General features: G+C 55.9%; 12 protein-coding genes. All 12 read left to right on the top strand.

The window, feature by feature from the left end:
* The first annotated feature begins 54 nt into the window (after positions 1-54).
* The 12 genes from rpoC to rplV all read left to right on the top strand — a co-directional run bounded on the left by rpoC (position 55) and on the right by rplV (position 13,793).
* Positions 55-4,407, top strand: a complete 4,353-nt coding sequence (rpoC, locus tag KTE_RS12170; protein ID WP_201381301.1) for a DNA-directed RNA polymerase subunit beta' — start codon at positions 55-57, stop codon at positions 4,405-4,407.
* Between the two features lie 100 nt (positions 4,408-4,507).
* Positions 4,508-4,957, top strand: a complete 450-nt coding sequence (gene rpsL, locus KTE_RS12165) for a 30S ribosomal protein S12 (protein ID WP_007908613.1) — start codon at positions 4,508-4,510, stop codon at positions 4,955-4,957.
* 654 nt (positions 4,958-5,611) lie between these two features.
* Positions 5,612-6,082 (top strand): 30S ribosomal protein S7, encoded by a 471-nt coding sequence (gene rpsG / locus KTE_RS12160; RefSeq protein WP_007908611.1) that lies wholly within the window; start codon positions 5,612-5,614, stop codon positions 6,080-6,082.
* Positions 6,083-6,091: 9 nt separating this feature from the next.
* On the top strand, positions 6,092-8,167 hold the full coding sequence (fusA, locus tag KTE_RS12155; protein ID WP_201381299.1) for an elongation factor G: 2,076 nt from the start codon (positions 6,092-6,094) through the stop codon (positions 8,165-8,167).
* Positions 8,168-8,575: 408 nt separating this feature from the next.
* On the top strand, positions 8,576-9,781 hold the full coding sequence (tuf, locus tag KTE_RS12150; protein WP_201381297.1) for an elongation factor Tu: 1,206 nt from the start codon (positions 8,576-8,578) through the stop codon (positions 9,779-9,781).
* Between the two features lie 81 nt (positions 9,782-9,862).
* On the top strand, positions 9,863-10,180 hold the full coding sequence (rpsJ, locus tag KTE_RS12145) for a 30S ribosomal protein S10 (protein ID WP_201370456.1): 318 nt from the start codon (positions 9,863-9,865) through the stop codon (positions 10,178-10,180).
* 307 nt (positions 10,181-10,487) lie between these two features.
* Positions 10,488-11,276 (top strand): 50S ribosomal protein L3, encoded by a 789-nt coding sequence (rplC, locus tag KTE_RS12140; protein ID WP_201370457.1) that lies wholly within the window; start codon positions 10,488-10,490, stop codon positions 11,274-11,276.
* Between the two features lie 5 nt (positions 11,277-11,281).
* Positions 11,282-11,986, top strand: coding sequence for a 50S ribosomal protein L4 (gene rplD, locus KTE_RS12135; protein WP_201370458.1), 705 nt, complete (start codon positions 11,282-11,284; stop codon positions 11,984-11,986).
* Between the two features lie 17 nt (positions 11,987-12,003).
* Positions 12,004-12,300: a 50S ribosomal protein L23 gene (gene rplW / locus KTE_RS12130; RefSeq protein ID WP_007908592.1), complete on the top strand. Its 297-nt coding sequence runs from the start codon at positions 12,004-12,006 to the stop codon at positions 12,298-12,300.
* Between the two features lie 12 nt (positions 12,301-12,312).
* Entirely contained in the window at positions 12,313-13,149 is an 837-nt protein-coding gene (rplB, locus tag KTE_RS12125; protein ID WP_201370459.1) for a 50S ribosomal protein L2, read from the top strand.
* A 3-nt stretch (positions 13,150-13,152) separates the two neighbouring features.
* Complete coding sequence (rpsS, locus tag KTE_RS12120; RefSeq protein ID WP_201381295.1) at positions 13,153-13,440, top strand: 30S ribosomal protein S19; 288 nt, start codon at positions 13,153-13,155, stop codon at positions 13,438-13,440.
* Between the two features lie 2 nt (positions 13,441-13,442).
* Entirely contained in the window at positions 13,443-13,793 is a 351-nt protein-coding gene (gene rplV / locus KTE_RS12115) for a 50S ribosomal protein L22 (protein ID WP_007908582.1), read from the top strand.
* Position 13,794 lies beyond the last annotated feature (1 nt).

Raw genomic sequence — 13,794 nt, 5'->3', positions numbered from 1 at the left:
GCCGCGCCCAGAGGATGCTCACGCGCATACACTGCCCTTACCCCAGGAGGTAGCATGCTCGAAGTCAACGATTTTAACGCTATCCGTATCAGCCTTGCCAGCCCTGAGCAGATTCGTGGCTGGAGCTATGGTGAGGTCACGAAACCGGAAACCATCAACTATCGTACACTCAAGCCCGAGAAGGATGGCCTTTTCTGCGAACGCATTTTTGGCCCCACCAAGGACTGGGAGTGCTACTGTGGTAAATATAAAAGAGTTCGCTTCAAGGGCATCGTTTGCGATAAGTGTGGCGTAGAAGTTGCGCGCTCAAAGGTTCGCCGCGAGCGCATGGGCCACATCGAACTCGCTTCGCCCGTCAGCCATATATGGTACTTCAAGGGCACGCCAAGCCGCATTGGCCTGCTGCTTGATTTGTCACCACGTAACCTGGAGCGCATTCTCTACTTTGCTCTGTATGTCGTCACACATATCGACGAAGAGGGGCGTCAGCGCGAGCTGATGCGCATCGACGAAGAGTTGCAGCAGCTCGACCAGGACCTTGATACGAAGGTCGTTGATCGCGTCAATAGCCTCAAGTCGAAGCGCGACACCGCCATTCGCGATAGTGAGCAGCAATTCTCTACGCTTGACCGTAAGAGCATCGAAGAGAAACGTGAGCAGGACCTGGATAACGCGCGCCGGGCCGAGAGCGAGACGCTCTCTGAACTGCGCGACCTGATGAACCAGGCGACTGACAACGATATCATCTACATGCCCACCGATTCCGTCATCGTCCGCTCGGGTGAGACCGTTTCGCCCAAGCACCTGGATACGCTGGAGCGGGTTGCCGAGTCGTCGCGTAACGCTATCGCCGAGCAGGCGCGTCGCGAGATTGAGGCCGCTCTCTCTGAGAGCAAGCGCGAGGCCGACCGCCTTGGCCTTGAGTACCAGGGCCAGATCGATACGGCACAGTTGACACTGGAGCGCGAGCGTAGCGAGTCCCGCACACGCCTGGACAACATGCGCCGTGATCTGGAAGGTCTCAAAAAGCTTGACCTATTGCAGGAGAATCGCTATCGCGAACTCAGGGAGTCCTTTGGCAGCGTCTTCCGTGCCGGTATGGGTGCGGAGGCCGTGCGCGAGCTGATCGCAGCCATCGACCTGGAGAAGCTCTCTAATGACCTGCGGCATGAGATCATTTCGACGGTTGGCCAGCGTCGCAAGAAGGCTACCAAGCGCCTGAAGGTTGTTGAGGCTTTCCGCAAGTCGGGCACCTCGCCTGAATGGATGATCCTGACCGTGTTGCCAGTGCTGCCGCCTGACCTGCGCCCGATGGTGCAGTTGGATGGTGGTCGCTTCGCGACATCCGACTTGAACGACCTCTATCGCCGCGTGATCAACCGCAATAATCGTCTCAAGCGTCTGCTGGAACTGGGCGCGCCTGAGATCATTATTCGCAATGAGAAGCGCATGCTGCAAGAGGCCTGCGACGCCCTGATTGATAATGGACGTCGTGGTCGTGCCGTGGCTGGCTCGGGTAACCACAAGCTCAAGAGCCTCTCTGATATGCTCAAGGGTAAGCAGGGCCGCTTCCGCCAGAACCTGCTCGGTAAGCGCGTTGACTACTCTGGTCGCTCGGTTATCGTGGTTGGTCCTGACCTGAAGCTGCACCAGTGTGGCCTGCCCAAGCGTATGGCGCTGGAGCTCTTCAAGCCGTTCGTCATGCGTAAGCTTGTGGAGCAGAACTTTGCCCACAACATCAAGAGCGCCAAGCGCTTTGTTGAGCGTGTCAAGCCTGAGGTTTGGGACGTCTTGGAAGAGGTGATTAAGAATCACCCCGTCCTGCTCAACCGCGCGCCAACGCTGCACCGCCTGGGTATTCAGGCCTTTGAAGCCGTCCTGGTTGAGGGTAGCGCGATCCAGTTGCACCCGCTCGTCTGTTCAGCCTTTAACGCGGACTTTGACGGTGACCAGATGGCCGTGCACGTGCCCCTGTCCGATAAGGCGCAGGACGAGGCGCGTCGCTTCATGATGTCAACGCGCAACCTGCTCTCACCGGCCCATGGCGAGCCTTCGATTGGTGCCAGCCAGGATATGGTGCTTGGCTGCTTCTACCTGACGCAGGATCGCCCTGGCAAGAAGGGTGAGGGGCGGCGCTTTACTGACGCCACCGAGGCCTTGCTGGCCTACTCTCAAGGCATTGTAGAGCTACAGGCGCGTATCAAAGTGCGCATTGGCGATGTCGAGGTCTATGACAATCCTCCGCCCGCCAAGCCATCGATGAGTGCGGCTGGTAAGCTTGTTGAGACCACTGTTGGCCGTCTCATCTTCAACGAGGCGTTGCCTGAGCGCTTGCGCTACCGCAACTATGCGATGAAGAAAGAGAATCTGCGCCAGGTGATCGCAGACTGCTTCAAGTACTATGGTCGCGTGAAGACCACCGAGCTGGCCGACGAGGTCAAGCGACTTGGTTTCTCCTACGCTACCAAAGCCGGTGCAACTGTCGCCATCAGCGACGTCAAAGTGCCGATTGAGAAGCAGGAAGAGATGGCGAAGGCCGATCTCAAGATTGCTGAGCTGGAAGAGCAGTATCGCGACGGTCTGATCACCGAGAACGAGAAGTACCAGCAGACGATTGAGACCTGGAACGAGGTGACCGATAAAGTCACCAAGATGGTTGAAGCGACGCTGGACCCCTACGGCTCGATCTTCACCATCGCGAAGTCTGGCGCGACCAAAGCGAAGTTCCAGCAGATCCGTCAGCTTTCCGGTATGCGTGGTCTGATGGCCAGCCCGTCGGGCCGTATTATCCCGGTGCCAATTCGTGGTAACTTCCGCGAAGGCTTGAGCGTGTTGGAGTACTTTATCAGTAGTCACGGCGCGCGTAAGGGTCTGGCTGACACCGCGCTACGTACCGCGGAATCTGGTTACCTCACCCGTCGCCTGATCGACGTCGCGCAGGATGTCATCGTCACCGAGGAAGATTGTGGCTCGACCGAGGGTATTCTCATAACCGATGAGGACTCCAAGGAAATGGGTCTCGACAACCTGGGGACGCGCCTGCTGGGTCGTGTGCTGTCCGAGTCAATTCCTGGCCTGGAGCACATGGAAGCTGGTGATGAGATAACCGAGGAAATGGTCGAAGAGATCGTGGCCGCGGGCGTCAAGAAGGTGCGTGTCCGCTCCGTCTTGAACTGCCTGGCACGCCGGGGCATCTGCCGCAAGTGTTATGGTCGCGACCTGGCAGCGAACGCGCTGGCCAACATCGGTGCAGCGGTCGGTATCATCGCCGCTCAATCGATTGGTGAGCCGGGAACGCAGCTCACCATGCGTACCTTCCACACTGGTGGTATCGCAGGTGCGCAGGGTGACATCACGCTGGGTCTGCCACGCGTTGAAGAGCTGTTCGAGGCGCGTGTACCGAAGGACAAAGCCGAGATCAGTGAGATCGACGGCGTTGCCGAGATCATTAAAGACGAGAACACAAACCAGCGTACCGTACGCGTGGTTGCCAGTAACGTCTTCTTTGATGAGTACATCATGCCCGCGAAAACCAAGGTACTGGTCAACGACCAGGACCAGGTCGTCAAGGACCAGGTGATCGCGTTGATGCCTGCGGAAAAGGGCGGTGAGCCGGTTCCGGTCATGGCACGCACGGATGGCACGATCAACATTGGCGCGAATGGGTTGCTCTCGATTCGCTTTGAGGAGCATGACGAGCGCACTTATGCAGTGCCAGCGGCACGTAGCATCGCCGTGGAGCATGGACAGAAGATTCAGGCGGGCACGCCCATCACTTCTGGCCAGCGTGATCCACAGGATGTTCTGCGTATCCAGGGACGTGAGGCGGTGCAGTTGTACCTGGTCAAAGAGGTGCAGCGTGTGTACCGTAATACTGGTGTGTACAATAACGACAAGCACATTGAAGTTATCGTCCGCCAGATGCTTCGCCGCATCAAGGTAGAGGATTCTGGCGACACCGACATGTTGCCAAACGACCTGGTTGATCGCTTCCATTATGATGAGACCAACGCGCGCGTCCTGGCCGAGGGTGGAGAACCCGCCACCGCTACAACCGTGTTGTTGGGTGTCACTAAGGCCTCGCTCAATACTGACAGCTTCCTGGCTGCGGCCTCCTTCCAGGAGACCACAAGGGTGCTGACAGAGGCGGCGATTGAGGCCCAGACCGATCACCTCGTTGGTTTGAAAGAGAACGTCATCATTGGTAAGCTCATTCCGGCGGGTTCAGGCATTGCCCAGCGCCGTAAGGAGCAGATCGCACGCCAGCAGGCGGCGGCCGCGCGCATCGCGGCGCAGCAGACTCCCGTGGTTGCTGGAGTCGTGGCTGGCAGCGCGAGTGAGAGCCTGGGGGATGGTTTTGCCAGTGGTACCCTTGGGCTGACACTTGACAGCGGGGACAATGAGTGATATTATATGCAACCGCGTATATGTGATAAAAAGTCGCGGGTAGCAACTTTGCTATCCGCGCTTGCAGTCATTCTTTTATAGGGACAGGGAGGACCTTTCCTTGCCGACAATCAATCAGTTGATCCGAAAGGGCCGCAAACAAAAGCAGAAAAAAGTGAAGGCCCCAGCGCTGCTGTATTCCTACAACGCGCTAAAGAATAAAACCTCGCGTCTGCGCGGATCTCCACAGAAGCGTGGAGTATGCACCCAGGTGCGTACCATGACCCCGAAGAAGCCGAACTCGGCGATGCGTAAGATTGCTCGCGTTCGTCTCTCGAACCAGATGGAAGTCACCGCATACATTCCTGGTGAAGGTCACAACCTACAGGAGCACTCTGTTGTCCTGATCCGCGGTGGTCGCGTGAAGGACCTGCCGAGTGTGCGTTACCATATCGTTCGTGGTACACTTGACAGCGATGGCGTCTCCAAGCGCCGTCAGGGTCGCTCAAAGTATGGGGCGAAGCGTCCGAAGCCCGGACAGGCAGCAGCGCCAGCGAAGGGGAAACGCTAAGCTGGTCTGGCTGCGTCAGTATTGCCCGCAAGCCGCGGCTTGATGGGAAGGCCAGGGTAAACTGGAGTGGCCATCAAGTTTCGCGCCAATTCCCTGCTATAGCGTAAGCGGGGTGGTTATCACGGTCACCGTGGGGCGACTTACGGTGATAGTCGGGTGTCCTCCTGGTACATAGCCAGTGCGACGCATGAGTTATCTCGTCGTGGCTATGATTCTCAGAACGTCTCCTCTCAAGGACGTGAGGGAAAAAGGGAAAGGCGCCCGCGTGTAGGCGTCAGAGAGAGATTAAGGCGAAACGCAAGAAATAGCCTTAATCATTAGGCTCGACGCCTTTTCTGGTGTCTGTAAACTCCTTCTGGCTAATGCGGAGCGGGGGAGTTCTTGTGAGACACAAGTATCATCTTATGCGGAAACCAACGTCACTGGCGTAACTAGCGCTTCGCGCTCAGGTTTCCTAATAGGGAGTATATCTTGCGCTAGACGCGTGAGCGTCGGTTCTATGGCTTGACGAGAGGACAACATCGCATTCAGAGCGAAGAGATGCAACAACAGTAGGGAATTTGGGTTAGTGGGATGTGAAAACTATCCACCGTGGCCGAAGTAATTCTAGAATGTGGTTGCTTCGTATCTGAATGGCTGAAAGGGAGGCAGAAATTGCCAAGACGTAAGAGAGTGGTGCGACGGCCCGATGTGCCGGATGCAAAATACAGAAGCCGTAACGTGGCTCGCTTCATTAACAAAATGATGGTTGATGGAAAGCGCAGCCTGGCTGAGCGTATTCTCTACGATGCGCTGGAAGCCATTGAAATAAAGCAGAAGCGCCCATCTATTGAGGTGTTTGATCAGGCATTGAAGAATGCGACACCCAGTATTGAGGTTAAGCCCCGTCGTGTTGGTGGTTCCACCTACCAGGTCCCTGTGGAAGTCCGCAAGGATCGTGGTAACGCGTTGGCAATGCGCTGGTTGATTCGTGCTGCTCGCACAAGAAACGGCAGGTCGATGTCGGATAAGCTGGCTAGCGAGTTGATGGATGCGGCGGCGGGACAAGGTTCCACTATTAAAAAGCGTGAGGAAACTCACAAGATGGCGGAGTCTAACAAGGCTTTCGCTCATTATCGCTGGTAAAAAGACATCATGGCTAGAGAATTCCCACTCGATAAAATTCGCAATATTGGTATCATCGCTCACATTGACGCGGGTAAGACGACCACCACAGAGCGTATCCTCTACTACACCGGGCGTATCCATCGCATTGGTGAGGTGCACGAGGGCGGCGCGACCATGGACTGGATGCCGCAGGAGCAGGAGCGTGGTATCACCATCACTTCAGCGGCCACTATGTGCTTCTGGAATGATTATCAGTTCAACATCATCGATACCCCTGGACACGTAGACTTCACGGCTGAGGTCGAGCGCAACTTGCGCGTACTCGACGGTGGCGTGGTGGTCTTCGACGCCGTCGCGGGTGTTGAGCCTCAGTCTGAGACCGTGTGGCGCCAGGCGAACAAGTATAACGTGCCTCGTATCTGCTACGTCAACAAGATGGACCGCACGGGTGCCGATTTCTGGCGCACGGTTGATATGATCAGAACGCGTCTGAGTGCCGTTCCTGTGCCCATCCAGGTTCCTCTCGGCAGCGAGAGCAACTTCAAGGGCTTTATCGACCTGATCACGATGAAATCCGTAACCTTCACCGACGAGAAGGGCGCTTCGCCAATCATTAGCGAGATTCCCGAGACGTTGAGGGATGAGGCGCAGCAGCATCGCGATACCATGGTTGAGCGCGTTGCCGAGACCGACGAGGAGCTGACGCTGAAGTTCCTTGAGGGCGAAGAGATCTCCGAAGAGGAGCTGAATGTCGCGTTGCGTAAGGCGACCATCTCCAACTCCCTGGTGCCTGTTCTCTGTGGTAGCTCCTACAAGAACAAAGGCGTGCAGGCCATGCTCGACGCCGTCGTGCATTATCTGCCGTCGCCAATCGATATCGCGTCACCCGTGGGTATCAACCCAGACACCGAGCAGGAAGAGACGCGCGAGGTTGATGACAACGCTCCCCTGAGCGCCCTGGTCTTCAAGATCGTGTCGGACCCCTTTGTTGGTCGCCTCTCCTACATTCGTGTCTACTCTGGTACCTTGAAGAAGGGCGCCTCGGTCGAGAATACGACGAAGGACAAGACCGAGCGTGTTGGTCGCCTGTTGCGCATGCATGCCAACCACCGCGAAGATATCGATGAGATTCGCGCGGGCGACATCTGTGCCGCCGTTGGTCTGCGCAACACCTTCACAGGTGATACGCTCTCCGACTCGTCCAAGCCGATCATCCTGGAGTCGATCTCCTTCCCCACGCCGGTTATCGAGATCGCTATCGAGCCTAAAACGCGTGCCGATCAGGAAAAGATGGGCGTTGCTCTGGGCAAACTGGCTGAAGAGGATCCCACCTTCCGCGTTAATACTGACCAGGAGTCTGGCCAGACCATTATTAAGGGTATGGGTGAGCTGCACCTGGAAATCATTCAGGACCGCCTCTTCCGCGAGTTCAAAGTCGAGGCGAATGTTGGTCGCCCACAGGTGGCCTATCGCGAGACGATTACGCGTACCGCGCAGGCCCAGGGTCGCCACGTCCGTCAGACAGGTGGTAGCGGTCAGTACGGTGACGTCTGGCTGCGTGTTGAGCCAAATGAGCGCGGTAAGGGTATCGAGTTCGTCAGCGAGGTCGTTGGTGGTACGGTCCCCAGGGAATACATCAAGCCGACCGAGCAGGGTGTGCGCGAGGCGCTGGAGAACGGTATTATCGCCGGCTTCCCCGTCGTCGACGTCAAAGTTGCCCTGTATGATGGATCTTACCACGATGTTGACTCCAGTGAGGCGGCCTTTAAAATCGCCGGTTCGATGGGTGTCAAAGAGGGTGTCCGTAAAGCTGGTCCCGTGCTGTTGGAGCCGATCATGATCGTAGAAGTCACCACACCTGAGGACTTCTATGGCGATGTCATCGGCGACCTCAACCGCCGCCGTGGCACCATTCTTGGTATGGAGACCCGTGCTGACTCGAACGTCGTCAAAGCTAATGTTCCCCTGTCCGAGATGTTCGGCTACGTGAACGAGCTGCGTTCGATGTCCAGCGGTCGTGCCAGCTACTCGATGGAATTCTCCCACTACGATCCCGTTCCAAAGAACATTGCCGACGAGATTATCGCCAAATCGAGCCGCTAATCTGAGCAGATCGTAGTCAAATTTGTTTAAGTGCCCGCCGTTTGTGGTGGCAATGCGCCTCAAACGGCGGGTGGCTGAGAAAAAAGGTTTTGGGTGGGGTTGGTAGCTTCGTGGTTGTGACCATATAGCTGCCAGCGTATACTGAACATACGCGGCTTATGGTGTATAAGTGGTGGAAAAGTCAGGGATGATCCCCCAAACCTCCCTATCTACTTGTCAGCAAGGACTCGAAAAGAGTACAATCTTCTTTGCGTGTTTTGGCTTACTACCCAATTAAAGGGTAGGATGTAGAAGGACCTGCCCGGTGCCGAACTCAGGGACAGGCCTACCGGGCCAGGGCATGAGTCTGCACTGAGAAGATAAACTCCTACGGTAAAGTAGGGGATGGAAAAATTAAGAGGATAAAACATGGCAAAACAGAAGTTCGAGCGCACAAAGCCCCACGTTAACGTGGGTACAATTGGTCACATCGACCACGGCAAGACGACCCTGACCGCGGCCATCACCCATACCCTGGCCTCCGCTCAGCTTGCGAAATATACCGCCTTCGACCAGATCGACAAGGCCCCCGAGGAGCGCGAGCGTGGTATCACCATCTCAATCGCGCACCTGGAGTACCAGACCGAGAAGCGCCACTACGCTCACGTGGACTGCCCCGGTCACGCTGACTACATCAAGAACATGATCACTGGTGCCGCGCAGATGGACGGCGCGATCCTGGTCGTGAGTGCTCCTGATGGTCCTATGCCTCAGACGCGCGAGCACGTTCTGCTGGCGCAGCAGGTTGAGGTTCCCGCGATGGTGGTCTTCCTCAACAAAGTCGACATGATGGAAGACGAGGAGTTGCTCGAGCTGGTCGAGTTGGAAGTTCGGGAGTTGCTCTCGAAGTACCAGTTCCCTGGCGACGATGTTCCTATCATCCGCGGTTCAGCGCTCAAAGCCCTGGAGAGCAAAGGCGACCTCTCGCGCAACGACGAGGCAGCCAAGTGCATCTGGGAGCTGATGGATGCGGTGGACTCCTACATCCCCACGCCTCCTCGCGCGACCGACAAGCCGTTCCTGATGCCAGTGGAAGACGTCTTCGGCATTAAGGGTCGCGGTACCGTGGCCACGGGCCGTATCGAGCGTGGTATCGTCAAAGTTGGCGAGAACATCGAGATCATTGGTATGAAGGAAGAGACCCGCACCGTGGTTGTCACAGGTGTGGAGATGTTCCAGAAGACGCTGGATGAGGGCCAGGCGGGCGACAACGTTGGTTGTCTGCTGCGCGGTATTGAGCGTGCGGACATCGAGCGCGGCCAGGTGCTGGCCAAGCCGGGTTCGATCAAGCCCCATAAGAACTTCCTGGCGCAGGTCTACGTCCTCTCGAAAGAAGAGGGTGGCCGCCATACGCCATTCTTCAACGGCTATCGCCCTCAGTTCTACGTCCGTACCACGGACGTGACGGGATCGATCAAGCTGCCTGAAGGCGTGGAGATGGTTATGCCTGGCGACAACATTGAGATGACGGTCGAGTTGATCCAGCCGGTCGCGATGGAAGAGGGCGTGAAGTTCGCCATCCGCGAAGGCGGTCGTACCGTTGGCGCTGGTATCTGCACCAAGGTTCTTGCATAAGATCAGGGGAAACCCTATAGCAAAAGAGAGGCTGGTAACAGCCTCTCTGGCTGTCGGGAACCTGTCAGGAGAAAAGTATTCATGGCTACGGGATCAAAACAGCGCATCCGCATTCGCCTGAAGGCGTTTGACCACCGCATTCTCGACCAGTCTGCGATGCAGATTGTGGATGCTGCCCAGCGCACTGGCGCACGCGTTTCGGGGCCAGTGCCACTGCCTACGAAAATCGACAAGTACACGGTTATGCGCTCACCCTTCATTGATAAGGATGCACGCGACCAGTTCGAGATTCGCACGCATAAGCGTTTGATTGACATCGTCGATCATACTAACAAGACTGTCGAGGCCCTGACTCATTTGAATCTGCCCGCAGGTGTAGACATTGAGATCAAGCTCTAGCTTATGAGCATTCTGGCAAGCGAAGCACTCATCTTACTACCTTTCGGAAACCTGAGCGCGAAGCGCTAGCCACGAAAGTGGCGTTGGTTTCCGTGTAAGATCTTTAAGGCTTGCCGGAGGCTGTGTGAGCAGCGAGGTCATCTGAAGAAGCGCGAGAAAGCCATCGTTGCAGGGATGGGAACCATTTTGTGTGTCTTTTTGTGAGACATGGAGGGTGGAAAAAGAGCGTTAATGCTCGATCTCTTAACACGAGAGACGCTGGTGGACTGAGTATTCAGATGCCTACAGTATGAAGAGGTAAAAGAATATGCTAGATGCATTGTTGGGCAGGAAGGTCGGCATGACCCAGGTGTTTGGCCAAAACGGCACCGTCATTCCGGTCACTGTAATTGAAGTCGGCCCCTGCATCGTAACACAGGTCAAAACGGTGTCCCGTGATGGGTATGAGGCAGTGCAGATTGGTTTTGAAGAGACCACCCTTAAGCACTCAACCCGTCCTGAACTGGGACATCTTGGTCATAGCCTGCCATTGCTGAAGGGACAGCGCAAGGCATTGCAGACGCATGACCAGCAGGCAAAGAGCGAAGAGAACAAAGAAGAAGAGAAGCAGAGCAAGCAAGTACGCAAGTTGCTCAAGATCAGAGAGAACCGCCAGCGCCGCCCAGGACCAGAACTTGGCCCTTTCAAAGTGTTGCGCGAAGTAGGATTGCAGGAAGGTGTGGACCTGGGGAGTATTGAGCTGGGACATAGCTTTAATGCTAGCCTGTTCACCGACGGCGAGATCGTTGACATCGTGGGCATTACCAAAGGTAAGGGCTTCCAGGGTGGTGTCAAGCGTCATGGCTTCCGCGGTGGTCCTCGCACGCATGGTCAGTCAGACCGCTTGAGAGCCCCGGGTTCCATCGGTTCTGGTACGACTCCAGGCCGTGTCTTGAAGGGCACACGCATGGCTGGTCGCATGGGAAATGCGCGCGTAACAGTAAAGAAACTGCAAATAGTTCAATCTGATCCTGAGCGCAATCTGCTGGTGGTAAAGGGTTCGGTACCTGGCGCCAATGGCGGCTTGCTCACGATTAAGAAGCATGTGATGAGGTAACCGAAATGCCCTCGACTACAGTGTATAACATGGCCGGAGAGGCCGTAGAACAGCTCGAGCTGAGCGAGCAGGTGTTCGGGGTCACTCCCAACATGGCGGTTTTGCACCAGGTCGTTACCGCGCAACTGGTCAATCGCCGTCAAGGCAATGCTTCAACCAAGACTCGCGCCGAAGTCTCGGGCGGCAATAAAAAGCCTTACAGACAGAAGGGTACGGGTCGTGCTCGTCAGGGTAGCACCCGCGCACCTCAGTTTCGTGGCGGCGGTACCGTCTTTGGTCCGAAGCCTCATCCATATCACCACGATGTGCCCAAGAAGATGCGCCGCCTGGCAATCCGCTCGGTGCTCTCGGACAAAGTGGCGAACCAGAGCTTGATCATTGTGAACAAGCTTGAAATGGAGACTCCCCGCACAAAGGACATGCTTGAACTGCTGAATAAGCTTCCATCAAGCGAGGGGAAAAAGGTCCTAATGATGTTGCCGAAGCGCGATGAGAACGTCGTATTATCTACGCGTAACATTCCTTCGGCGAAAGTCCAACATGTCTCCTCGATCAACGTTGTTGAACTGCTGAAGCATGATTATATCGTCATGACACCCAAGACTGTGCGCTGGATTGAGCTGGTCTTTGGTGAGGGGTTGAGCGCTGAAGAAGCCACCCTTAAGATTGCCGACGAAGCTACAGCAGCGGAGACCAGTAGCGAAGCGTAGGCGAGGAGGAACATACTGTGGAAATCACAGAGATACTACGCCGAGGTATCATCACCGAGAAAACGGTGAAGCTGCAAGAGCAGAATCAGTATACCTTTGAAGTGGCGAAAACTGCAACCAAAGTTGATATACGCCGCGCGGTCGAGACGCTTTTCAAAGTCAACGTGACGCATGTCAACACGATGCGTATGCCTGGTAAGCCGCGCTCGATCCGTCGGCGTGGAGCGGCCCCGCGTCCAGTCGAGGCTCGTGAATGGAAAAAGGCGATTGTCACCCTCAAAGAAGGACAGACAATCGACGCAATGAAGGCGTAAGGGATATAAGAGATGCCAATCAGACAGTATCGACCAACGTCTCCTGGGCGTCGTGGCATGTCCGTCTCGACATTCGAGGAGATTACAAAGACAAAGCCTGAGAAGTCGCTGACTGTTTCGCTGAAGAAGCATTCTGGTCGCAACAATCAGGGTAAAATTACGACCCGCCATCGTGGCGGTGGCGCAAAGCGTGCGTATCGTATCATCGATTTCAAGCGCAACAAGTTTGGTGTCCCAGCCCGGGTCGCGGCGATCGAATATGATCCAAACCGCTCTGCCAATATTGCTCTGTTGCATTATCTAGATGGTGAGAAGCGCTACATCATTGCTCCTCTGGGCCTTAAGGTTGGGGATCGTGTAGAGGCTGGCCCTGACGCGGATATCCGTGTTGGTAACGCCCTGCCCCTCAAGAACATCCCGACCGGTACCACGGTTCACAACGTGGAGATGGAGCGTGGCCGCGGTGGTCAGCTTGCACGCGGCGCTGGTGTTGGTATCCAGTTGATGGCGAAAGAGGGCGATTACGCCTTGTTGCGCCTCCCCTCTGGAGAGCTGCGCAATGTGCATATTCTGTGCATGGCGACCATTGGCCAGGTCGGTAACCTTGATCACGAGAACATTAGCATCGGTAAGGCCGGTCGTTCGCGCCACCTGGGGCGCCGCCCGACCGTCCGCGGTTCGGTAATGAACCCACGAGACCATCCTCATGGTGGTGGTGAGGGCCGTGCACCCATTGGTGGTAAGCCACAGACGCCCTGGGGCAAGCCTGCAATGGGCTTCAAGACTCGTCGGAACAAGAGAACCAATCGCTTCATTGTTCGCCGTCGCAATGCGGGCAGGAGGAAGTAAGGAATGTCGCGCTCAAGAAAAAAGGGACCATATATACACGAGTCTCTCAGAAAAAAGGTGCTTGTCATGCGCAAAAGCGGCGACCGCCGCTTGATCAAGACCTGGTCACGCGCTTCGACGATCTTCCCCGAGATGGTTGGTATGACCATCGGTGTGCATAACGGGAAGACCCATGTGCCGATTTATATTACTGAGAACATGGTTGGTCATAAACTTGGTGAATTTGCCCCGACAAGGCATTATCGTGGTCATGCGGGCGGCAAAAGTGAGAAGACCACTTCGGTGAGGTAGAGATGCAAGTCAGAGCTATTGCAAAAGACATCGGAATTTCGCCGCGCAAAATGCGTCTGGTGACGAATGCGGTGAAGGGGCTTCGCGTAAATGAGGCTCTGGCTATTCTCCAGTATTTGCCCAATGCTGGCGCGACACCTGTACGCAAGGTTGTCGCCTCGGCTGCGGCGAACGCGGAGAATAACTACAGTCTCAATCCCGATGATCTATACATTTTGAACATTGTCGCGGACGATTCATTCCGCATTAAGCGTGTAAAGCCACGCTCTCATGGCCGCGCGGCTCGTATTTTGCGCCGCTTCTGCCATGTGACAGTGATTGTTTCTGACGATCCTGCTGACGCGGGCCGTTAAT

Origin of the sequence: Ktedonobacter sp. SOSP1-85 (assembly GCF_016587415.1) — a bacterium.
In the GTDB taxonomy this organism is placed as follows: domain Bacteria; phylum Chloroflexota; class Ktedonobacteria; order Ktedonobacterales; family Ktedonobacteraceae; genus Ktedonobacter.
The sequence above is the reverse complement of the archived record's forward strand: the minus strand, read 5'-3'. Positions and strand labels throughout refer to the sequence as shown.

Excerpts from the sequence above, each read along its gene's own strand:
- rpoC (WP_201381301.1), top strand. The coding sequence starts at position 55 with ATGCTCGAAGTCAACGATTTTAACGCTATCCGTATCAGCCTTGCCAGC.
- fusA (WP_201381299.1), top strand. The coding sequence starts at position 6,092 with ATGGCTAGAGAATTCCCACTCGATAAAATTCGCAATATTGGTATCATC.
- tuf (WP_201381297.1), top strand. The coding sequence starts at position 8,576 with ATGGCAAAACAGAAGTTCGAGCGCACAAAGCCCCACGTTAACGTGGGT.
- rpsJ (WP_201370456.1), top strand. The coding sequence starts at position 9,863 with ATGGCTACGGGATCAAAACAGCGCATCCGCATTCGCCTGAAGGCGTTT.
- rplC (WP_201370457.1), top strand. The coding sequence starts at position 10,488 with ATGCTAGATGCATTGTTGGGCAGGAAGGTCGGCATGACCCAGGTGTTT.
- rplD (WP_201370458.1), top strand. The coding sequence starts at position 11,282 with ATGCCCTCGACTACAGTGTATAACATGGCCGGAGAGGCCGTAGAACAG.
- rplB (WP_201370459.1), top strand. The coding sequence starts at position 12,313 with ATGCCAATCAGACAGTATCGACCAACGTCTCCTGGGCGTCGTGGCATG.
- rpsS (WP_201381295.1), top strand. The coding sequence starts at position 13,153 with ATGTCGCGCTCAAGAAAAAAGGGACCATATATACACGAGTCTCTCAGA.
- rplV (WP_007908582.1), top strand. The coding sequence starts at position 13,443 with ATGCAAGTCAGAGCTATTGCAAAAGACATCGGAATTTCGCCGCGCAAA.